The organism is Crocosphaera sp. UHCC 0190, from assembly GCF_034932065.1.
In the GTDB taxonomy this organism is placed as follows: Bacteria; Cyanobacteriota; Cyanobacteriia; order Cyanobacteriales; family Microcystaceae; genus UHCC-0190.
This window is the reverse complement of record NZ_JAYGHP010000010.1, coordinates 1-21,708: the sequence shown is the minus strand read 5'-3', so window position 1 is coordinate 21,708 and position 21,708 is coordinate 1. Positions and strand designations below refer to the sequence as shown.

Sequence of the window (21,708 nt, the reverse complement as noted above, 5' to 3'; positions counted from 1 at the left end):
TAGGTTCGGGAAAACTAACCATAATAACGGTTGACGATAGCTTGTAACCCACCTTGATAACCAGAACCCACTGCACTCATGCGCCATTCTCCATCTTTGTTGTAGATTTCTGCCATAATCAAAGCAGTTTCAATAGAGTAATCTTCGCTTAAATCATAGCGCAATACTTCATTTTTTGTTTTGACATCTGTGAGGCGCACAAAGGCATTTTCTACTTGTCCAAAGTTCTGGCCTCTTGCGTCAGCTTCATGAATGGTTACGACAAAAACTAATTTGTGAACCTCAGAAGGTATCTTAGTTAAATTAACTAAAACAACCTCATCATCTCCTTCCCCTGCACCCGTTAAATTATCCCCCATGTGTTCTACTGCATGATGGGAATCAGGACTTTTTTTATTGTTATAAAAAATCAAATGTTCATCAGACAGCAATCTTTCATTTTCTCCTAATAAAAAGACGGAGACATCAATATCAAAGTCTTTGCCTGTGTCAACTTTTTTAACATCCCATCCTAAGCCAACAAAAACAGCTTCTAACCCTGGGGAGGCTTTTTCTAGGGAAATTTTTTGTCCTTTTTTCAGATTAATTGCCATGATAATTTACACCTCTTTAATGTGATTTAATAATAATTGTTAGTCAGGGTCTGCAACCCATTAACAGTAATTCCCTCTCCCACTGCAGCCATTTTCCATTCGTTATTATCTCGGTAGACTTCTGCTAAAATCATCCCCGTTTTTCCTTGATATTCTTCTCCTGATAAACTATATCGCGCAATTTCTTTATTGTTACTTAAATCCACCAAGCGAACAAAGGCGTTCCTCACTTTTCCAAAGTCTTGTTGTCGCTGTATACATTCATAAATATTTACCACAAAAAGAAGCTTAATAATGCGTTCAGGAATCTTAGGTAAATCCACTAAAATTTGCTCGTCATCTCCCGAACCTGCCCCAGTTAAGTTATCCCCTAAATGGGTAATTGCCCCTGATGGATGACGAAGATTCCCAAAGTAAACAATATCGGATTTACTCTCTAGTTTATCATGAGAATCAAGGCATAATAGAGAGGCATCGAGATCAAAATCGGCTGTTTTGAAAATTCCAAATAATCCGCCTCCTTGGGCTACATCCCAACCCAAACCACACATTAAATTGGTTAATCCTGGGGCTTCTTTTTTGAGAGAAATGCGCTGTCCTTTTTTAAGATTAATTGCCATGTTTTTATCCTAGTTATAGTAGCGATTGAGAATGGCTTGTAAACCCCCTTGATAACCGGAACCAATAGCACTCATGCGCCATTCCCCATCTTTTCGATAAATTTCTGTGATAATAAGTGCTGTTTCAATTGAATAGGTTTCAGTTAAATCATAGCGTAGCACTTCTTCTTTGGTTTGCACATCGACTAAGCGCACAAAGGCATTTTCAACTTGTCCAAAGTTCTGTCCTCGTTGGTCAGCTTCATGAATTGTAACGACAAAAACTAATTTTTGAACATCAGCAGGAATCTTGGTAAAATTGACTAAGACAACTTCGTCATCCCCTTCTCCTGCTCCCGTTAAATTGTCCCCCATGTGTTCCACTGAATGGTCAGAATCGGGACTTTTTAAGTTGTTATAAAATATTAAGTGTTCATCAGAAATTAATTTCTCATTTGCTCCTAACATAAACACAGAAACATCTAAATCAAAATCCTTTCCTGTATCAACTTGTTTGACATCCCATCCTAACCCAACAAAGGCAGCTTTTAACCCAGGATGTGCTTTATCTAATGAAATCCGTTGACCTTTATTGAGTGAAATTGCCATAATTTATTTCCTTACAATTCGTAGCTAAGATTGTCTTTTTTTGAGTTTACTAACAAGGGGTGTTTAAGATAGCTAAATATTCAATTGCAGCCTCCAAACGAGAAGAATAACTGCGAGCAAATTCTTCAAACCAAAGGGCTTCATCGGAATATTTATCAAGGTTATCCAACCATTTTTGTGCTTGGCGATTCAATAATTTTTCTTGTTGTTGTTTCCTCTGTTCAGCATAGCGTATTTCTTCTTGATTGTGTTTCGTTACTTGTTGGTTTTGTTGTTCTTTTGTTTGTTGAAATTGCTGTTTTAAATCAACTAAGCTTAGTTCACTTTCTTGAGAAGGCTTAACCTTAGTTTGTTGTTGGAATTGCTGTTTTAAATCAACTAAAGTTTGCTCACTTTCTTGAGAAGGCTTAACCTTAGTTTGTTGTTGGAATTGTTGTTTTAAATTAACTAAAGTTTGCTCACTTTCTTGAGAAGGTCTAACCTTAGTTTGTTGTTGGAATTGTTGTTTTAAATTAACTAAAATTTGCTCACTTTCTTGAGAAGACTTAAGGGTTGGTTTTTGTGGTTCCTTTTGGCTTTGAAACTCAGATTTAAGTTGATTAAGTAAATTGTCTGCTGACTGATGCTCTAAGTCAGATTCTTGAATTGGAGAGCTTCTTTTATTGGTCTGCTCTAATTTAATCTGATGGAGTAGATTGTTAATATTGGTATTTTCCTGAGAAGAATTAATCATTTTTAAGCCTGTTAATTCTAATTTAAACAGTGATAAAGTTTGCTAAAAATTAAGCCTTACACTAATTTTATTACTTGTTATTATGACACAATCAAAGAAGAAAAGCCATAATCTTTAAGTTAGATTTTATCTTCTTAATAATTCTCTCAACAATTCTTTAGAATTAGCAACAAGTCCCTTAATTCATTATTCTCGGATAATGGGGACGACAGGGAGTTCCCCAGGCAACCTGTGCGGTTGGAATATCAGTAAACACACTACTACGGGCCCCAATCACTGCATTAGCCCCAATTTGCACCCCAGGAGCAATAAAACAGTCTGTGGCTACCCAAACACCATTACCAATCTTAATCGGATTAACGATTAATTTAAAGGCTCTATCTTGAACATCATGACTTCCCGTACACAAATAACATTCCTGAGAAATGACGCATTGTGAGCCAATTTCTATCGAATCTAAACTATAAAAAACAACTTCATCCCCTATCCAACTATAATCCCCAATAGTCACCTTCCAAGGATAGGTAAAACGGGCAGTTGGTCGAATCACAACCCCTTTACCAATTACTGCTCCAAAACAGCGCAATAACCAACAACGAAATCCATGGGCATTATGTAAACTTAAGGGGAAAGCGATAGATTGTATAAACCACCAAAGCAGAATATACCAGCTAGGACGACCCCGCTCAAACCAAGACTGATCATATTGACGCAAATCTACCCAGGGGTTAGCATCAAGAATCGGAGAAAACTTTGGATCGGATTCCATTGATTTACCAGGAAAACTTAAGAGCTTAAATTAACAGGTTCAGGTAAGGATTTTGGGGGAGTAGGTTCAGGATCAGTCGAAACATTTAATTGCCCCCCAAAATTGCGTAATTCATAGAGTTTTACCCCAATTTGATATTCATATTGACTGAGTAACCGGCCATAAATATAACCGGCCTGACCATCTAAAAAGCCTAAACGAATAAAATAGAATAAAATAAACCGCAATAAAGGTTTAAAGGGTAATTTGACCCAAATTTTCTTAAGAAACCGCTTTCGTTGAACAGCATCACCAAACAAATTAGAGCCAATCGTGCCGCTGTCATTCTGTCCGGTTAAAATATTATAATATACTCGTGCTTCCCAATTAGAATAACGATTATGTCTTTCTAACCAATGAAAAATATCTCGAAAATCAATATGGAGCATATCTTGTTTTAGATAGCCCACATTACCTTTTAAAATGACGTGTTCGTGAACTTCATTATCTCCTGTGTTGGGAATATCTTCCGTATGAAGATTCTCGTAGCGTCCACATTGATGACGAAAGAGACGTAAATTCCAATCAGGATACTTTCCGCCGTAACGAATCCATTTTCCTAAGAAAAACACCTTACGATTGAGGTAATATCCATTATAATTAGGGTTTTGAATTGCTTCTGCAATCTCGTCCCATAATTCAGGGGTAATGCGTTCATCACAGTCAACAATTAAAATCCAATCATTACGAAAGGGAAGATTTTCTAGGGACCAATTTTTCTTTTTAGGCCAACGTCCGTTAAAGTAGAATTGAACCACAGTTGCGCCGTACTGTTGACAAATTTCAACCGAGCGATCGCTGCTTTGAGAATCTACCACAAAAATTTCATCAGCCCTGGCCACACTGTCTAAACAAGCGGGTAAATTAAGCTGTTCATTTTTAGCAGGAATGAGGACTGAAACGGGTATTTTAGCAGTCATTGTAGACATTCGCACAGAGGGAGTTAAGGGTTAATATGGATGTCAAGCAGTAAAGGACATCATCGACAAGAAAGACAAAACTGGACAGGGTTGCCCACTGCTCCATTATATTAATAAATTGTAATGATTCAGCAAAGAGTTTCTCCTCAACACCTTATTCTAGTCACCGGGGCTGCTCGTTCGGGTAAAAGTGAATGGGCCGAAACCCTCGCTAGAAAGTTGGACAAACCCATTATTTATGTGGCGACGGCCTTAGAAAATCCCGATGATCCCGAATGGCAAACTCGTCTGGAAAATCATCGCCGTCGTCGGCCCCCTGAATGGCAGACCCTTTCTGTGCCTTATGCCCTTGCTGCCACCATTGAGCAAGGGGTTTCCCCTCAGTGTTTATTAATTGATTCTTTGGGAACCTGGGTTGCTAATGGGTTAGAAGCAGATGAGGCCACTTGGCAAGAGACGACCATCCAATTACTTAACAGTGTACAACAAGCATCTGTGGATCTGATTTTTGTGGCGGAAGAAACAGGGTGGGGAGTAGTTCCTGCTTATCCCTTGGGACGACAATTCCGCGATCGCTTGGGTCATTTAACCCGTCAATTAGGAACCTTAGCTGATACAGTTTATTTAGTAGTCGGGGGACACGCCTTAAATTTGAGTGTTTTGGGGCAACCTTTAAAGAAGGTAGGAGCAGAAGGATATTAAAACATCCTGAATTCTCAATGATCAATAATCCACCTATGACAAGGTAAGAGTAAAACTTAGCATGGGATCAGTTGAGTGATCCGGAAAATTTTATGAGTATGGCATCCCAAGAACAAGTTAAAAAATATCTGGCCCATTGGTTTCAATTGGGTAAAGGAGTAAAATTCCCGAAACGACGAGAAACCCTGTGTCCGAAGAAGATTTTTGCCGGAAATAATTATTCCGCAGAATTTGAACAATGTTGGCAAAAAATTCTTTTCACAGATGCTGACTGCTATTTAGAAGGGACACAACAAACCATTCAAGAATTATTAAGTCCCGCTTGGGATATTATCGACTGTCCCAGATGTGATTTACCCATTCCTATGGCCGTTGCTGGTGTCATTGACTCTGTTTGTACCTGTTTTGACTTATCAGGTTGGCCCAACAACGAACTACCATCTCCTAGATTTCCTGTTGACAGTACCAAGCATTTACATCGCTTACGAGAACGACTCAAAGACCAAGAAGACGAAAACTAAGCCAATAAACGTTCTGCTGCATTGGCCAATTCAGTCGCAACACGGGCAGAATAGGGTTTAATTAGCCACCAAATGACCGGAGATAACCACCCTCTCAGGGTCACAGAGTAAGAGATATAAGTACCGCATAGAGTCGATTCTACGTGATAAGTAATCTTTTGTTCCATCCCAGGAATAGTCAACACCCGAAGACTTAATAACTCTCCAGGACGGACATTTTCCACAAACAAACGAATGGGAATAGGGGTTAAACGGGTCACAACTTGATAAATTAATCCCGGTTTAGCAATGAGTCCCAAGGGAACATTGGTTTTGGAGAATAAAGGATGCCAAGAAACATCTGCTAAATCGATCAATTTGTGCCAAAGTACGTCCGCAGGTGCCGTACTCATGGCGCGATATCGCTTATAAAGGGAAAAACTGCATAACAATTTACCTTTAGCAAAAATTAACTTTAACGAAAAATTGAGGATCACAATCTGCCTCCCGCAAGAATGCTCCGGCAAGTTTATTATTGTAAAGGATCGACCATCCCCTGGGGAGTCTTGGAATATTAAGATACATTTTGAAGTCTAGCTTAAAGACTCAAGCAAGCCGTAGATTGATTAAAGAGAACTTTGTGACTGGTCACTGTATGGTTCTATTTACCAGACTTACATCGAGATTATGACCCCTTTAACAACCGATCTTACTACCCCTCAGACCGCTTCTGTCCCCCCTGCTGATGCAAAAACACGGGTGAGTCAGTTTATGAAAACCCTCCAGGATGAAATCTGCAACGGTTTAGAAGCAGCAGATGGAGGTAATAAATTTCAAGAAGATAGTTGGGAACGGGAAGAAGGGGGCGGCGGCCGTTCTCGCGTTCTCAGAGACGGTAATTTGTTAGAACAAGGTGGGGTAAATTTCTCTGAGGTTTGGGGACAAGAATTACCTCCTTCGATTTTAAAACAGCGTCCTGAAGCTGCGGGCCATGGTTTCTATGCGACGGGAACATCTATGGTACTCCATCCCCGTAACCCCTATATTCCCACTGTTCACCTCAATTATCGCTATTTTGAAGCGGGGCCGGTTTGGTGGTTTGGGGGAGGTATTGATTTAACTCCCTATTACCCCTTTGCTGAAGATGCGGCCCATTTTCATCAAACCCTCAAGCAAGCTTGTGACAAACATCATCCTCAGTATTATCCTGTATTTAAACCTTGGTGTGATGAATATTTCTATCTGAAACATCGTCAAGAAATGCGTGGGGTTGGCGGTATTTTCTTTGATTATCAAGATGGTAATGACCCCTTATATCGTGGCCCTCATCCTGATCAAGAAGCTGCTATCTATAGTAATCAACTTCCGGCTTCAGAACCCCGTACTTGGGAAGATTTATTTGCCTTTGTTAATGACTGTGGACGGTCATTTTTACCGGCCTATCTTCCTATTGTTGAAAAACGCCGTAATCTTGAATATGGAGACAGAGAACGTCAATTTCAATTATATCGACGGGGCCGTTATGTTGAGTTTAATTTAGTATACGATCGCGGTACTATTTTTGGCTTACAAACTAATGGACGCACTGAGTCAATTTTAATGTCTTTACCTCCCTTAGTTCGTTGGGAATACAGTTATTCTCCTGAACCCAATACCCCAGAATCTGAATTATATGAGGTATTCTTAAAACCGCAAGATTGGGCAAATTGGCAAGCTTAAACGTAGGGTGGGCATTGCCCACCTTATCTCAATAAAACTTAATTTTTAACTATAACAATCCTAAATCATTTTTCTCAGAATAAATATTCTATAACTGATTGCGGAAATCTTTCCATTAATATTGGTAAAATAGGACAAGGAATTTTAGCTTGTAAATTTACTGTTCCATCTCCTTTAAAAACACTCCAACGAAAAGGCCCTTGCTTGGCCGCAGACATCCACAAAAGACGTTTTGCTCTGGTCATTGCGACATAAAGAAGACGAAATTCTTCTGCTTTTTTTAGTTGTTGTGCTTCTTCCCATGCGTCTAAAGCTTGGGGAATATTCGGGGTTTCTTCTGGGTTAATATATTGACTATGAACAGCAGCACGAATTTGAGCGCGAGACACTTCTGCTAAGGTAAAATTCCCTAAAAATTGAGAGGAAACGGGAACCCAAGGTTTACCAGGTAAAACATCTTCATGAAGGAAGGGAAGAAAGACATAATCCCAATCTAATCCTTTGGATTTGTGCATCGTAATAATTGTAACTTGATTGGCCCTTGTATAGCGATCATCATTATCTTCTTCCACTCCTTCAAACTGTTCTGAATTAACAATATTTGTGAGAGTATTAATAATGTTTCTTAGGGAATTTTTGCCGATTAATTCTTGAGCAATTCTCTCAGAAAGTTTTTGGACTGTGGCTAATTCTGCCCCTGTATATTTTAAGGTCATTCCTAAAAAGGGAATCACTTGATAATCGGGCAATTCTAATTTTGCTTGTAGTAGATTACAACAGTATTTACGAGCTTCTAAAACTTGTTTTTTTTGTTCGGGAATTAGGGGCGTAGGATAAAGAAAATTTTCGGGATAAGTAGATAAAGCATTCAAATCTTGGGCAGCAATTAAACCCCGTTTTTCTAAAATTTCTAAAGCACTTTTTAAATAATCGGGAGAATGGGGGCGATCAATAAATTGCAGTAACTTTAAAATTTCTTGGGGAATTTGTGAAAATCTTTCTGATTCTCCCACTTCATAAACCCTAATATTATGGGATTTTGGCAGTTCTTTTAAACTTTCTGCGATGAAACGACCTTGACGGTTTTCTCTGACTAAAATAGCCGCATTATGCTCAGGATTTTTGCTTAATAATTCGATGACTCTTTGACGAATTAATTCAACAGTGTGATAAATATCATCCGGTTGATAAAGTTCTAATCCTTCTCCAACTGGATCAGGATTTGCATCAGGTTGAGGATCATTTTCATCGACAGGATCTATATTTTGTAAACGAAAAGGAATAACCTCTTTTTTTTCTTCTTGAGTTCTTTCTTCTAAACGCTTTTCTTTGAGTTTTGAGGCTTCAATTTCCCATTGTTTATTAACCCATTGTAATACAAAATTAGCCGCCTCAATAATAATCAGACTACTACGCCCTGCTTGGTTCATAACCGCCAATTTATCTTGGTTTTTGCAGGTTTCACAGAACCAATTAAAATAGACAGGATCAGCAGGGGTAAAGGTTGAATTAATCGCCTGATTAGGATCACCTACCCGAATTAAATTAGGTTCATTATTTAAGTTGTTTTCCTGAGCAGCTAAAATCGAAACTAATCGTTCTTGTAAGGGACTAGAATCCTGTGCTTCATCTTCAAAAACAGCAAAGACTTGTTGTTGCCACATTTGACGAATCTGGGTATTATCTAAGACATTTAACGCCCCCAAAATCATGTCATCATAATCAATAAAATCCAGCGATCGCATGACAATTTGATATTGTTCATATAACCCCGCAGCAATAGCTAAAATGTCATAATTATCTGGGGTAAAATGACTTAATTTCCACACTTGTTCCGCCGTCAGTCCTGAACTTTTAGCCTCTCGAATAATGGTATGGGCAAGCTGGGGTAAAACTTCTGTTCTTAACACAGATTGACGGCGTAATCTTTCCGTTTCTTCTCCATCAAATTCAAACCCTTCTAATAAGATTTGATAGCGACGAGGATTAAGATTAATCCACTTTTCGACACAAGTTCTAATTACCCGATGACTTGGGGTAGGAATAATAACCGTTGATGTCTCTAAATTGAGTTGAGATAAGTCAGAATGACGACTGGCAATATTGAGGGCTAAACCGTGTAAAGTTTGTACCATAAACCCCGTTTGGGGGCGTTTTAATTCTTTGAGACGTTCCTTGATTTTGGCTTTAATTCCTGCTGCTGCGGAACGGGTATAAGTAACAATAATTAACTGTTTTCTGGGATGAAGTTGATAACGTGCGATCGCCATAGCAGCAGCGACAGAAAGACTATGGGATTTTCCCGCCCCAGGTACCGCAGAAACCGCCACTTTACCCCCTTCCCAGTCAGCTAATTGTTGTTGTCCAGGACGTAAATTATCTCGCAGTTTCTTCAGTTGATAATCTTCTTCCGTTATTATTTGATCGTTCAAGGTAATCGTTATTGAAGGGTCAAGATTAGTTCTTTTAGTGTAGCGAACAAAAGTGTAGGGTGGGCAATGCCCACCCTACTTTTACTTATAACCATCTACTTAAAACGCATTGGAAATAGGTTTTAGTATATTATGCTGCCATTTCTTCCTCCATTGTCTCAATCTTTTCCAAATGACGGCTGTTTTTTGGGGGAATGGGAAGATTTTGTCCTACATGAAAATCTTGCTGTACCTTATGAGTCAGACGGGGAGAAATTTGACGGACAATTTGAGTTAATAAGCGATCGCCCGTTTTTTGAATCATCGATAAAGGTAGCTTCTGAATAAATTTGGGAAATTGAACCGCCACATCCATTTCTAACTGCCATTCAACTTTGGTAATTTTTTCCGGTAGTTGAGCAATATTGTGTTTTTTAAAGGCTTTTTCTAACTCAAACTGTCTGAAGTCAGAGGGAATTTCTCTAATTATCATAGATGCTTGATAATCCACTTCATAGCCTAAATTGGGTTCATCAGGAATAGGAATACTGTGCATCAAATAAACCCCATTTTCTGGGGGTTCCAAGACAACGGCCATTTTAGGTTCAAGGTCATAACCAAAAGAACCAAATCGTCCCACCGTTAAAATATAACCGTTATTGCCAATGGCTTGGGTTTTCATCGGGGCAGCACAACGACAAAACCAACCCTGATGAGCATTGAGATAGTCGGCCACCGTTGAAGCATCGCTGTACATCTCCATATATCCCATAAACCGGGTTTGAAAATGAACCGGAGTCCCTTCGAGTTGTTCCGAACTGTTTTTCCCTGAGATCTGCTCTAAAGACTCATCAGAAAGGTCATTTGGATAATTATTGAGCCATTGACACTGCATAACGATTCCCTGAAAGTTTAGTTTACGGTTGACTGTGGGTGTGATAGTAGGTGGATCAAACTCCTGAACGCTGACGGAAGTAATATAACTTTATACAATAAAGAAATGTTACATTATCGATTCTAAATCAACTATCAGGAGTGTGACGATGAAGGCATTGGTCGCAGGAGCCACAGGAGAAACGGGAAGGCGCATTGTACAGGAATTAGTTAAGCGTCAGATTCCTGTCAAGGCCTTAGTCCGTGATCTAGACTTAGGGAAACAAATTTTGCCCCCGGAAGCGGAGTTAGTGGTGGGTGATGTTCTTAACTCCGACAGTCTCACAAAGGCGATCGCAGACTGCACTGTTTTACTCTGTGCTACTGGTGCCAGGCCGAGTCTTAATCCTAGCGGCCCCTATCAGGTGGACTATGAAGGTACAAAAAACTTGGTCAACGTCGCTAAAACGCAAGGAATTGAACAGTTTGTGTTAGTTTCTTCTCTCTGTGTTTCTCAATTTTTTCATCCCTTAAATCTTTTTTGGTTGGTTTTATTTTGGAAAAAACAGGCAGAAACTTACCTTCAAAACAGTGGCTTAAATTACACAATTGTCCGACCTGGTGGCCTTAAGAATCAAGATAACTCAGAGCCGATTTTGATGTCATCCGAGGATACGCTGTTTGAGGGCAGTATTCCTCGACAAAAAGTGGCCCAGGTTTGCGTAGATTCTCTATTTAATTCAGAGGCTCATAAGCAAATTCTGGAAATTGTTACGAAATCTGAAGCCGTTAAGGGTTAAGAATAATCAATCATTAAGTTGTTTGAGGGTTGGTGTTATTTATCCGTAATTTTTGGGAACCCTAAGTTTGTCAAAGTTAAAAATTATAGGGTTCCTCATCTCTAATGATAGATAGCGAAAATAATCCAGATTTAGATCAGCGAGAAAAAATACTGTTTGAAAAGGAACAAGAATTGCGCTTGCGAGAGTTAGAAATGGAAATTTTTCGAGAAAGTCAAGCGCAAGAACCACCCCTTTATCAAACCCAAAAAAATGAGCCAACGGCCAAAAAAGGAAAAGCTTGGCCAAGAAAAATAATCCTAATTGCCAAGTGTTTTGTCCTAATGGTAACGGTTTTTGTCGCCATTAGAATTGCCTCTTGGTTAGCTTTGGGGATCATGATTGGGGCTATTTCTTGGGCTTCTTATAAGCTCTTTATAGAAGGCGATAACTCCGCCAAATAAAGATTATTTTTGTTCTTATTCATTGATTAGGCTTTTTTTATGACGACTCACACTGAAACAACTATTTTACTCCAAGATCTCGAACGGGTTAGTCAGGTTCGTTCTAAGATTTCTTCTCATTTAACTCAAATTGCCGATACCTTAGAAAAAGGGGAATCTCTCGGAGAAAATCTATCAGGTAAATTAGAACTTCATCGAGATATTGAAGATCTCAGTAAAGTCAGTAAAAATTTACGGGAATGTGTGTTCCGTCTGTTAGTTTTAGGAGATATGAAGCGGGGAAAAAGTACCTTTTTAAATGCGTTAATTGGGGAAAATTTATTGCCAAGTGATGTTAATCCTTGTACCGCTTTATTAACTATTGTTCGCTATGGAAAAGAGAAGCAGGTAACAGTTTACTTTAATGATGGAACATCCCCCCAAAAGATTGATTATAAGACCTTTAAAGACCGTTATACCATCGATCCCTCAGAAGCAAAACAATTAGAAAGGGAAAAAAAACAAGCCTTTCCCACTGTAGATTATGCGGTGGTTGAATATCCCTTACCCTTATTAGAAAAAGGGATTGAAATTGTCGATAGTCCTGGACTTAATGATACAGAAGCCCGCAATGAATTATCTTTAGGATATATTAATAATTGTCATGCCATTTTGTTTGTGATGAGAGCTTCTCAACCTTGTACCTTAGGAGAGCGTCGTTATCTCGAAAATTATATTAAAGATCGAGGGTTAAGTATTTTCTTTTTAATTAATGCTTGGGATCAAGTTAAGGAAAGTTTAATTGATCCAGATGACCCCGACGAGTTAGCCGAAGCTGAGGGAAAATTAAGAAAAGTTTTTCATGCTAACCTCGCAGAATATTGTCAGATTGATGGTTATAATCTCTATGATGAGCGAGTCTTTGAAATTTCCGCTTTAACTGCCTTAAGACAACGTTTAAAAAATCCTGATGCTCCCCTTAAAGATACGGGATTTTCTGCTTTTTTAATGGCTCTTAATACTTTTTTGACGAAAGAAAGAGCGATCGCTGAATTTCGACAAGCATTAACCTTAGCAAGACAAGCATCTAGTCATGTGAGGGAAGCGGTTGAACGTCGTATTCCCCTATTACAAAAAGATGTGGAAGAATTAAAAATACAAATTAATTCAGTCGAACCTGAATTTAAAATTTTGAATCAAATTCAGGAGCAATTTAAAGGAGAAATTAGAGAAATTAGAGATGAAAAAGCCAGAATTATTGCTGATTCTTTTCGTGACTATGTATTGAATCTAGGAAATACCTTTGAGTCTGATTTTACCCATTATCAACCTAACCTAAATTTCCTTGATTTCTTATCCAGTGGAAAACGAGAAGCCTTTGAACAAGAATTAAGACAAGCCTTTGAAAAATATATTAGTGATCGGATAGCTGATTGGAGTAAAACGGCTGAAAAAGAAATGGATTCTGCTTTTTTACAACTTTCTAACATTGCCACAAGTTACGGCGATTCTTATACCAAAGTTACGGATAGAATTACAGAAAAATTAACAGGAACTACCTTACCAAATATCTCTGATTCTTCTCAAGGTGATCACTCACCTAGTTGGGCAAAATGGGCGGCAGGAATCTTTTCTTTAGCGAGAGGAAATATTGCAGGAGTGGCCATGGCCGGTGCAGGTTTTGATTGGAAAAACATCATTCTTAACTTTATTACTGTATTCGGTGTAGGTGCAATTATTACTGCCTTAACTGGGATAATTTTAGGGCCAATTAGTTTAGCTTTCTTAGGGTTTGGCGTGGGAATGTTACAAGCAGATCAAGCTCGTAAAGAATTAGTAAAAGTGGCTAAGAAAGAGTTAATTAAACATTTACCTAAAATTGCTCAAGAACAGTCTCCAAGGGTGTATGATGCAATTAAAGAGTGTTTTGATGGCTATGAAAAACAGATTACTGAAAGGATGAATGATGACATTCAATCTCGCAAGTCTGAGTTAGACAATTTAGTCAAACAAAAGGAATCCCATGAAATTAATCAAGAAAAGGAAATCGAAAGATTGACACAATTAGAACAAGAAGTTAAGGGCGAATCTCAAAGTATTGAGATAGTTTATCAAAACTTTTTAACAACGGTTTCTTAGTGATAATAAACGTAAGGTGGGCAATGCCCACCCTACAGGATTATGAGTAATAAAAATGGAACAATCTAAAAATTTTCTACAAGTTAGTAATGCCTTTAAAAAAGCCCTGGATATTTTAGAGATTGAAGAAACTTCTCAGCTAAAAAAAGATATTATATCTTTGTGTAATTATCTAGAAAATCCCACATTTCGTATCGCTGTTTTTGGCCCATTTAATTATGGAAAATCCACCTTACTGAATGCTTTATTAGGGAATAAAACTTTACCCATTGATTTAATTCCTACTACGGGAGCAGCAATTTATGTTAAATATGGGGAAAAATTATCAACAAAAATAACCTTAATAGATGGCACAATAATCTGTGAAGAAGGTACAGACATTCTCAAAAAATATGCCATTCTTAATGATCAAAGATATATGAGGGATGATGTAAAGTCTGTTGAGGTTTATTGTGAGCATCCCTTATTAAAAATGGGGGTAGAATTTATAGATTTACCTGGAACAAATGATCGAGAAGAACAAGATAATTTAGTCAAAGATAAACTATTAACAGCAGATTTAATCATTCAAGTGGTTGATGGTCGTAAATTAATGACATTAGGAGAAAGAGAAAATTTTAGAGATTGGTTACTAAATAGAGGAATTAATAGTGTTGTTTTAGTTGTTAATTTTCTCAATTTATTAGAGTCTGAAGACCAAAAAGAAGTGTATCATCGTCTTCGTTTTGTGGCTGAAAATTTTCGCGTAAATTTGCCCCCTGGAATCAGTAATTTATATCGCGTTGATGCTTTACCTGCTTTAAGAGCAAGATTAAAAGGAGATAATTCTGCTGCACAAACTACGGGATTATCAATTTTTGAATCAGCTTTACAAAGTATTGTCACAACTCAAAAAGAAAGTTTATCTTTCCGCATTTCTCGTCTTGTAGAAATTCGTAATCAACTAAAGATCATAACGGAAGATAAACAACAAATATTTACTAAAAAATTAGAGAAAGAGCAGCAAAAAATAGAGATTCAAAAAAAAGCTATCAAAATTATTAAACAAGGATTTCAACGTAGTCTATCTGAGTTTGAAAGTTGGCTATATTTACCCAAAATATTAACTAATTATCAAACAGAAATGTCCCTCGCTTTAGAAAAAAGAAACTTTAAACAGTGGCACCAGAATGAGTTTGAAAGCAAGATTTTAGCTTATAAAACTATGATTATGGAATGGGTTGATAAAGCCTGTGAATTTTTTGAACACCAACCCTTAAACCCTTTAATAATTAGTTTTCCTGAAATGCCAAAAATGTCACCACCAGCAATAGAAAAGGTACAAAAAAAATCTATAGATATTGATGATATTGCTGCCGTTGGTGTCCCCACAGGAATTGGTTGGGTATTAGGTGGGCCAGTGGGGGCAGCAGTTTTAGGGGGTGCAAGTTATTTATTGAATAAAACAACAACTAAAACAGAACAAAAAGAATCTCAACAGAATTCTCATGATAAAATAAGTTATAATGAAATAGCAAAAGAGTATTTAACTCGTTTTAGTGAACAAGCATTTTTAAGCTTACGTCAATATGAACAGCAAGCAGAAAAAATTATGATCTTGACTGAAAATAAAGAATCTGTAGAAATGACTCAACTGTCTCATCAATTACAATTATTAAATGATGTTTTGGCTATGCTTGATCAACCATATTTTAATAGTGAAAAATAAAATTTTATGCAGATAAAACGACAAAATACTAGCATTATTGTGGATGATAACGCCATGAGAATCTACATGGCCAGTCCTGATAATACGGGTCAATATCCAGGGATTTTATTCTATTCAGATATCTATCAATTAGGTACTCCAATTACCAGATTAGCGGATCATTTAGCGGGATATGGATATGTAGTAGCTGTCCCTGAAATTTACCATCGTTTATTACCAATAGGAACAGTTATTGAACCTAATGATTTAGGACGAATTCAAGGGAATGAAGCAGCTAGAAAAACTGCATTATCAGAGTTTGATCAAGATGCTAATGCTGTGATTGATTTTCTCAGTCAACAGGAAAATGTTATCTCTGAAAAAATTGGAACGATGGGCTTTTGTATTGGGGGACATTTGGCATTTCGGGCGGCATTTAATCCTGAAATAAAAGCAAGTGTCTGTGTTTATCCCACCGGAATTCATAATGGTAAATTGGGACGAGAAAAAGCAAATTCTTTAGCAAAAATGAGTGAAATTAAAGGGCAAGTTCTATTGATTTTTGGCACAGAAGACCCCCATGTTCCCGAAGAAGGAAGACAATTAATTATAGAGTCTCTCAAACAAACTAATGTCTCTCATCAAGTGATAACCTATAAAGCGAATCATACCTTTATGAGAGATGATGGTTATCGATTTGATCCGGTAGCAACAGATTTAGCTTGGGGAGAAATTACTAAGTTTTTGCAATCGATTTTTTCAAGAGATTGAAAATTAGGGGAGTTATCAGGTTTTGTGGTATTAAACTCCCCTTTTGTTAAGCTACGAAATCACTGTTCGAGAGAGACGGAACGCCCAAAATGCTAAAACCCCTGCTACCACAATAACAATGAATGAAATAGCAAAGGGAATGCTTGAGGTTCCTACAATTGCTGGCCAGTGAAAGAGGATTCTGATTAGGTGAAACAAGCCAATTAAGGCAAAAATTACACCAGATAGCATTAAATACCATTTTTCGTTCATGGTTCTTACCTCTCATTAATTTAGGTTTCGGAGAAAGAACACCCTAGTTCAATTATAGCAATTAATAATCATAGCAAAAGACAATAAGGAATTAAAACTTATAACTATCAATTGAAACTACAAACGGCGATGAATTTTTGGTGATGAATAAATTCGCTATAGTCAGCTAAGTTGTCTAAACCTATAAAGTTGAGGAAGATTTCAGTTAATAACCAGAAAAGAAGAGATAAGAGCAGCTTTTTCCATTTAATTTGTTTAGTTTGCATTGGTTTATCCTCTGAGTTTGTCTTGTCTTTTGCTTCTACTGACTAATAGATGTCACTCAAGGGAAGTTATGCGGAATTGCTCAACAAGTGTTAAGTTATTTCCTTAAATATCGTTCAATTAATAAAATAGCGACAATATCATCAACGGGACGAGGGGGAACCCGCATTCCTTTAGGAATTAAGCTTGTTAACCCTTTGGGGGGATACATTTCCCAGTAGCGATCGCGGGCTTCTAGGGTACTGTTGCGTTCATCTACCATAATAATCGGAATAGAGGGTAAAAATTCCTGTTCTAATTGTTTTTTCCAATGTTTAGATGTGGTTTGATTACCCATAACTAATAATTCAATGGGAAACTGTTGAGATAGAGAATTTAGAGTTGTCATCGCTTGGTTAGATTCAACAACTTCATGATAATAAAGTTTCCCTTGATTATCGGTTACTGCTATCCCACATTTATCGCGGCCAGGATCAAATCCTAAGATTATTGATAATTTTTCCTTGTTCATGGTTCACTTTCAGTTTCAAACATAATTTCATCATTCTTAATGGCAATTAATCTTATTTTTAGAGGGCCGAGGGTCTTGGTATCCTCAATAGTAACTGCTTTTAGTTCATCTAATCCTTCCTCAGATTGTTTGATTCTTTCAATAAAATCAATAACAGTTTTTAAGCGACCATCTCCTACTTGAATATTACCAATGACTCCTGCACGACGAGCGCGAAATTGAGTTGCAGCTAACAATAAATCAAGTCTTTTTTGCACATTTTCTTCCGTTAATGCTAAAGAATCTATGGAAACAGTGGCAATAGTTTCTCCTTCACTAAAAATCTTTTGATTGAGAACAACATCAGCAAAGACACGCACTTCTTTTTCCCCTTTAACATAATTACCCGCCGAAATAATTCTCACAACATATTCTTTACCATCTTGTAATTGGTTAATCAATTGTTCTACTTGTGCTTGGGTAATTTGGACTACTCTTTCATCGGGTTTAATTTCCTCTTTTCCTACTAATTGAATCGCCGTTCTATTGGCTTGTCTGAGGAGTTCATCAACCACTTGATTACCTGCTTTGGGGACGACAATACGCACTGCACCAATGGCTAAAACTTGACCACGAACAATGGCAATTTGTCTTTCTCTTAAATCTTGATAATTTTGATAATATTGTTCTAAGATTTCTACTTGTTTTTGTAAATAAGCGGATTCTCTTTCTAACTGTTCTAATTGAGATTCTCTATTTTTGAGGACAATATCTTTTTGATTAATAGCTTGATCAAGTTCAACAATTTTAGTATCTCGGTTATCAATTTCTGTTTGGAGGGTACTTTGTTGCTTCTCTAAACTTTGGAGACGGGTTTCTAAATTTTTGAGGCGGGTTTGTCGTTCATTTAAAATGCGGGTTTGGGAAGCAATTTGAGACTTTCCTTGTTTGAGTGCTTCATCTCGTTTGCGGACTTCTACTTGTAAGCTTTTAATTTCTTGATCGAGTTCAATTTTATTTTGTTGTAGGGCTTGTTTTTCCTTAAGCAAAGTTGTAATATCTGTCCGTAATTTTAGGGCTTGATCTGAAACAGATTTGAGTTGTTTTCTCGCTTTTGCAAAATTTTGGTTAGTTGAGTTTAATTTTTTTTGGACAGTATTTTGTTCCGTTTTTGCTTGTTGTAATTTTTGTTGAATATCCTTTTTATCAATGGCAAACCGTTCTAAATCAGCTTTAGCAACCCGTAATTGTTTTTGAATTTCATCGAGTTCAAATAATCCTTCTCTGAGAGATTTACTAAAGGTTAATAAAATCCCAAAGGTAGAAGCGGCGATCAGGGTTCCGGTTAAGACAGTAACAACAATCGCCGTTTGTTTCGGACGAAGATTACCAATGGTTAGTCGAGCTTTGCCAACTTTGGTGCCTAAGCGATCGCCCAATGCCGCGATTAAGCCTCCTAAGATTAAAACGGCCGCAATTAGGATATAAGCACTGGTCATTCGCTTTTAACATTGAGAAGAATGTTAGGTAAATTGCTGACTAAGGACAACAGGATTATGAACGGTGATTTTTTTCTTATGAATAGAAATCATTTCTTCCTGACGTAAATCTCCCAACAAACGAGTGACAGTCACACGGGTAGATCCAATGGCCTCAGCGATCGCTTGATGAGACAATTTTAAGTCAATACGAATCCCTTCAGGAGTCGGTACACCAAAGTCCCGACATAAAATTAACAGAAAACTGACCAAACGGGAACCCATATCACGGTGAGCGAGGGTTTCAATCATCATTTCTGTTTGTAAAATCCGAGAAGACAGCCCCTGAAGCATCAAAATCGATAAATCTGGATTATTTTTTAGGGCCTGCTCTACTTGTTCAATGGGGGCAGACAATAATTCTACCGGGGTAAAGGCCACTGCATGATAAAAGCGATCTGAGCGTTGGCCGGTAATTAGGGAAAGTACCCCAAAAACACTATTTTCTCTCAATAAGGCCACGGTAATTTCTTCCCCTGCTTCGTAGACACGGGAGAGTTTGACCGCACCTTTAAGCAAAAAGTAAACTCTCTCGGCGGGATCACCAGGGAAAAAGATCGTTTTCCCCCGTTCAAAGGGTTCTACGACAGGGGGATAGGGGCCGCCACCAATGCGGCGAAAAACGGCTGCTAGAGGTTTATCCTGTGGTACAGATATTTCCATCACACTTTAATATAACACCGGAAAAATAAGGGGTTTGAAAACACCAAGGGGTGATATGGCAGAAGTCGTAGGGACGCAAGGCCTTGCGCCCGTACAGAAGTCAGAAGTAAAACCTTTATAGTTAATGGTTTTAAAACCTGTATATGGTACCTCATCCAACTGCACACCGCTATAAGTTCATGATAGAAACAACACTTTAACGTATCTTCAAGGGTTTTTGCTACGTTTTGCTTCACAATGTTCCTATTGGGATAATAGATCCCTCGTTATGTCAATGATTATAGCCACCCATCTTCCATAATGGGGGCGTAATGCTTAGAAAACTTGTCCAATTGTCCAGAAGACTATGTTAGATTTAACCGGAAAGAACGCGCTCGTTACAGGAATTGCCAATAATCGCTCGATCGCTTGGGGAATTGCTCAACAACTCCATAAAGCGGGGGCTAACCTCGGTGTTACCTATTTACCCGATGAAAAAGGACGTTTTGAAAAGAAAGTCAGAGATGTGGTTGAACCCCTTAACCCCTCGATTTTTGTGCCTTGTAATGTCCAAGATGAGGCCCAGGTGGCTGAAACTTTCCAAGCAGTGGCCGATACTTGGGGAAAGTTAGATATTTTAATCCATTGTTTGGCTTTTGCAGATAAGGAAGGGTTAGGGGGCGACTTTAGTGGAGTTTCCCGTGAAGCTTTTAGTCAGTCTCTGGAAATTAGTACCTTTTCTTTGGCTAATATGGCTAAATATGCTAAACCTTTGATGAGCTCAGGGGGCAGTATTGTCACTTTGACTTATGTAGGGGGCGTAAAGGTCATCCCTAATTATAATTTGATGGGAGTGGCTAAAGCGGGTTTAGAGATGAGTGTGCGCTATTTAGCGGCGGAATTAGGCCCTAATAATATTCGGGTGAATGGTATTTCTGCGGGCCCTATTCGTACTTTAGCTTCTTCTGCGGTAGGGGGCATTTTAGATATGATGCGTCATGTGGAAAATGTGGCCCCTTTGAAACGCACGGTAACTCAATTAGAAGTAGGAAATACCGCCGCTTTTTTGTGTAGTGAATTGGCTAGTGGGATCACTGGACAAATCATTTATGTGGATGCAGGTTACGAAATTATGGGAATGTAAAAGCCTTGATTTTTATGTAGGGGCAAAGGGAATTTTGCCCCTACAGATAATTAATAATAATTAAACGATTGGTTGGGGTTTATGCGCTACTGCCCAAAGGTCTAAATTTTTGCTCTCTACCTTAACGTTTTCAAATCCACAATTAATGAACTTCTGTTGCAGGGTGGCCACAGTAAAACCTGTTCTATGAGCCATAAAATAGTTACCACGGGCAATAGATGCCCCAAACCCAAAGCAAATATCTAGGGCAGAAATTGGCCCCGCAGGAGACTGATAAATGGGTTCTTCTAATTTTCCTTGGGCAATGTAAGCGGCGGCTTTTTGTAAGTCTGGCATGGTAGCTAACACAAACCCCCCTGGTTTCAATATGCGTAAAAATTCTTTAAAAGCAATCGGAACTTCATGGGCATAGAGATGTTCTATATTGTGGGATGTCCAGATCGCATCAACGGCATTATCGGGAATTTGGGGCATAGAAATAATATTAGCAATAAGATCAGGTTGTACCGCCGGGTTGAGATCTACTCGTAATTCTTTCCATTCTTGGCCGTGAAAGGTTGAATGCAGTTTTTCGATTCTTTTTGGCCCACAACCGACATGGAGAACATATTTATAGTTGGGATCAAAGGTGATAATGGAATTTTGTAATTGGTTCATAGTTGTTTATTTAAAGGTTTTTGGGTTTTGGTTAAAATATCCTGTAGGGGCGAATTGCGTTCGCCCTTATCCAATATAATGGGAATCAGCGCAATTTGGGCCCAAATTGCGCCCCTACGGTTTCGGGTTAAAATATCTGTCGGCTCAACCGCGTTCGCCCTTATCCAATATAATGGGAATCAGCGCAATTTGGGCCCACGCGATGCGCCCCTAGGTTTCGGGTTAAAATATCTGTCGGCTCAACCGCGTTCGCCCTTATCCAATATAATGGGAATCAGCGCAATTTGGGCCCACGCGATGCGCCCCTAGGTTTCGGGTTAAAATATCTGTCGGCTCAACCGCGTTCGCCCTTATCCAATATAATGGGAATCAGCGCAATTTGGGCCCACGCGATGCGCCCCTAGGTTTCGGGTTAAAATATCTGTCGGCTCAACC

At 38.3% G+C, this 21,708-nt stretch carries 24 protein-coding genes; 10 read left to right on the top strand and 14 right to left on the bottom strand.

All coding sequences use genetic code 11. The annotated features are described in order from the left end of the window. Positions 1 to 14 precede the first annotated feature (14 nt). The 6 genes from VB715_RS14550 to VB715_RS14525 all read right to left on the bottom strand — a co-directional run bounded on the left by VB715_RS14550 (position 15) and on the right by VB715_RS14525 (position 4,271). On the bottom strand, positions 15 to 593 hold the full coding sequence (locus VB715_RS14550; RefSeq protein WP_323301942.1) for a TerD family protein: 579 nt from the start codon (positions 591 to 593) through the stop codon (positions 15 to 17). Positions 594 to 619: 26 nt separating this feature from the next. Then, positions 620 to 1,213, bottom strand: coding sequence for a TerD family protein (locus VB715_RS14545; RefSeq protein WP_323301941.1), 594 nt, complete (start codon positions 1,211 to 1,213; stop codon positions 620 to 622). Between the two features lie 9 nt (positions 1,214 to 1,222). Continuing rightward, the gene (locus VB715_RS14540) at positions 1,223 to 1,801 is read right to left on the bottom strand and encodes a TerD family protein (protein WP_323301940.1); all 579 of its coding nucleotides are present in this window, start codon (positions 1,799 to 1,801) and stop codon (positions 1,223 to 1,225) included. 49 nt (positions 1,802 to 1,850) lie between these two features. Beyond that, the gene (locus tag VB715_RS14535) at positions 1,851 to 2,534 is read right to left on the bottom strand and encodes a salt stress protein, Slr1339 family (protein WP_323301939.1); all 684 of its coding nucleotides are present in this window, start codon (positions 2,532 to 2,534) and stop codon (positions 1,851 to 1,853) included. A 178-nt stretch (positions 2,535 to 2,712) separates the two neighbouring features. Continuing rightward, positions 2,713 to 3,303 carry a hormogonium polysaccharide biosynthesis acetyltransferase HpsU gene (gene hpsU / locus VB715_RS14530; protein WP_323301938.1) on the bottom strand — a complete coding sequence of 197 codons (591 nt, stop codon included), beginning with the start codon at positions 3,301 to 3,303 and terminating at the stop codon, positions 2,713 to 2,715. Between the two features lie 17 nt (positions 3,304 to 3,320). Then, complete coding sequence (locus VB715_RS14525; RefSeq protein WP_323301937.1) at positions 3,321 to 4,271, bottom strand: glycosyltransferase family 2 protein; 951 nt, start codon at positions 4,269 to 4,271, stop codon at positions 3,321 to 3,323. A 114-nt stretch (positions 4,272 to 4,385) separates the two neighbouring features. Here VB715_RS14525 and cobU point away from each other — a divergent pair, with 114 nt between their 5' ends. Continuing rightward, complete coding sequence (cobU, locus tag VB715_RS14520; protein WP_323301936.1) at positions 4,386 to 4,964, top strand: bifunctional adenosylcobinamide kinase/adenosylcobinamide-phosphate guanylyltransferase; 579 nt, start codon at positions 4,386 to 4,388, stop codon at positions 4,962 to 4,964. 92 nt (positions 4,965 to 5,056) lie between these two features. Next, positions 5,057 to 5,485, top strand: a complete 429-nt coding sequence (locus VB715_RS14515) for a hypothetical protein (RefSeq protein ID WP_323301935.1) — start codon at positions 5,057 to 5,059, stop codon at positions 5,483 to 5,485. On the opposite strand, the gene VB715_RS14510 is transcribed toward VB715_RS14515, so the two are convergent. Further along, the gene (locus VB715_RS14510; protein WP_323301934.1) at positions 5,482 to 5,961 is read right to left on the bottom strand and encodes an SRPBCC family protein; all 480 of its coding nucleotides are present in this window, start codon (positions 5,959 to 5,961) and stop codon (positions 5,482 to 5,484) included. The two genes, VB715_RS14515 and VB715_RS14510, sit on opposite strands and share 4 nt — an antisense overlap. 190 nt (positions 5,962 to 6,151) lie before the next feature. On the opposite strand from VB715_RS14510, the gene hemF reads away from it, so the two are divergent. Further along, positions 6,152 to 7,183 carry an oxygen-dependent coproporphyrinogen oxidase gene (gene hemF, locus VB715_RS14505; RefSeq protein ID WP_323301933.1) on the top strand — a complete coding sequence of 344 codons (1,032 nt, stop codon included), beginning with the start codon at positions 6,152 to 6,154 and terminating at the stop codon, positions 7,181 to 7,183. A 74-nt stretch (positions 7,184 to 7,257) separates the two neighbouring features. Here hemF and VB715_RS14500 read toward each other — a convergent pair whose 3' ends face one another. Both VB715_RS14500 and VB715_RS14495 read right to left on the bottom strand, forming a co-directional pair. Continuing rightward, positions 7,258 to 9,615, bottom strand: coding sequence for an ATP-dependent helicase (locus VB715_RS14500; protein WP_323301932.1), 2,358 nt, complete (start codon positions 9,613 to 9,615; stop codon positions 7,258 to 7,260). Positions 9,616 to 9,745: 130 nt separating this feature from the next. Further along, positions 9,746 to 10,489: a DUF1997 domain-containing protein gene (locus VB715_RS14495; protein WP_323301931.1), complete on the bottom strand. Its 744-nt coding sequence runs from the start codon at positions 10,487 to 10,489 to the stop codon at positions 9,746 to 9,748. 148 nt (positions 10,490 to 10,637) lie between these two features. Between VB715_RS14495 and VB715_RS14490 the strand changes: the two genes are divergently transcribed. The 5 genes from VB715_RS14490 to VB715_RS14470 all read left to right on the top strand — a co-directional run bounded on the left by VB715_RS14490 (position 10,638) and on the right by VB715_RS14470 (position 16,286). Next, positions 10,638 to 11,267 (top strand): SDR family oxidoreductase, encoded by a 630-nt coding sequence (locus tag VB715_RS14490; protein WP_323301930.1) that lies wholly within the window; start codon positions 10,638 to 10,640, stop codon positions 11,265 to 11,267. Positions 11,268 to 11,371: 104 nt separating this feature from the next. Next, the gene (locus tag VB715_RS14485; protein ID WP_323301929.1) at positions 11,372 to 11,710 is read left to right on the top strand and encodes a hypothetical protein; all 339 of its coding nucleotides are present in this window, start codon (positions 11,372 to 11,374) and stop codon (positions 11,708 to 11,710) included. A gap of 39 nt (positions 11,711 to 11,749) precedes the next feature. Then, positions 11,750 to 13,828: a dynamin family protein gene (locus VB715_RS14480; RefSeq protein ID WP_323301928.1), complete on the top strand. Its 2,079-nt coding sequence runs from the start codon at positions 11,750 to 11,752 to the stop codon at positions 13,826 to 13,828. 55 nt (positions 13,829 to 13,883) lie between these two features. Continuing rightward, complete coding sequence (locus VB715_RS14475) at positions 13,884 to 15,536, top strand: dynamin family protein (RefSeq protein ID WP_323301927.1); 1,653 nt, start codon at positions 13,884 to 13,886, stop codon at positions 15,534 to 15,536. 6 nt (positions 15,537 to 15,542) lie between these two features. Further along, the gene (locus VB715_RS14470; protein WP_323301926.1) at positions 15,543 to 16,286 is read left to right on the top strand and encodes a dienelactone hydrolase family protein; all 744 of its coding nucleotides are present in this window, start codon (positions 15,543 to 15,545) and stop codon (positions 16,284 to 16,286) included. A gap of 51 nt (positions 16,287 to 16,337) precedes the next feature. On the opposite strand, the gene VB715_RS14465 is transcribed toward VB715_RS14470, so the two are convergent. The 4 genes from VB715_RS14465 to ntcA form a co-directional block, all read right to left on the bottom strand. Next, entirely contained in the window at positions 16,338 to 16,538 is a 201-nt protein-coding gene (locus VB715_RS14465) for a hypothetical protein (RefSeq protein WP_323301925.1), read from the bottom strand. A gap of 361 nt (positions 16,539 to 16,899) precedes the next feature. Continuing rightward, entirely contained in the window at positions 16,900 to 17,313 is a 414-nt protein-coding gene (locus tag VB715_RS14460; protein ID WP_323301924.1) for a pre-16S rRNA-processing nuclease YqgF, read from the bottom strand. Continuing rightward, positions 17,310 to 18,791, bottom strand: a complete 1,482-nt coding sequence (locus VB715_RS14455) for a DUF3084 domain-containing protein (protein WP_323301923.1) — start codon at positions 18,789 to 18,791, stop codon at positions 17,310 to 17,312. Before VB715_RS14455 ends, VB715_RS14460 begins: the two co-directional genes overlap by 4 nt. 24 nt (positions 18,792 to 18,815) lie before the next feature. After that, positions 18,816 to 19,493, bottom strand: a complete 678-nt coding sequence (gene ntcA, locus VB715_RS14450; protein ID WP_323301922.1) for a global nitrogen regulator NtcA — start codon at positions 19,491 to 19,493, stop codon at positions 18,816 to 18,818. 346 nt (positions 19,494 to 19,839) lie between these two features. Between ntcA and fabI the strand changes: the two genes are divergently transcribed. Next, the gene (gene fabI, locus VB715_RS14445; protein ID WP_323301921.1) at positions 19,840 to 20,616 is read left to right on the top strand and encodes an enoyl-ACP reductase FabI; all 777 of its coding nucleotides are present in this window, start codon (positions 19,840 to 19,842) and stop codon (positions 20,614 to 20,616) included. A 60-nt stretch (positions 20,617 to 20,676) separates the two neighbouring features. Here the strand turns inward: fabI and VB715_RS14440 are convergent, their stop codons facing one another. Then, on the bottom strand, positions 20,677 to 21,273 hold the full coding sequence (locus VB715_RS14440; protein WP_323301920.1) for a class I SAM-dependent methyltransferase: 597 nt from the start codon (positions 21,271 to 21,273) through the stop codon (positions 20,677 to 20,679). A 78-nt stretch (positions 21,274 to 21,351) separates the two neighbouring features. On the opposite strand from VB715_RS14440, the gene VB715_RS14435 reads away from it, so the two are divergent. Continuing rightward, positions 21,352 to 21,582 (top strand): hypothetical protein, encoded by a 231-nt coding sequence (locus VB715_RS14435; protein ID WP_323301919.1) that lies wholly within the window; start codon positions 21,352 to 21,354, stop codon positions 21,580 to 21,582. Positions 21,583 to 21,708: the final 126 nt, after the last annotated feature.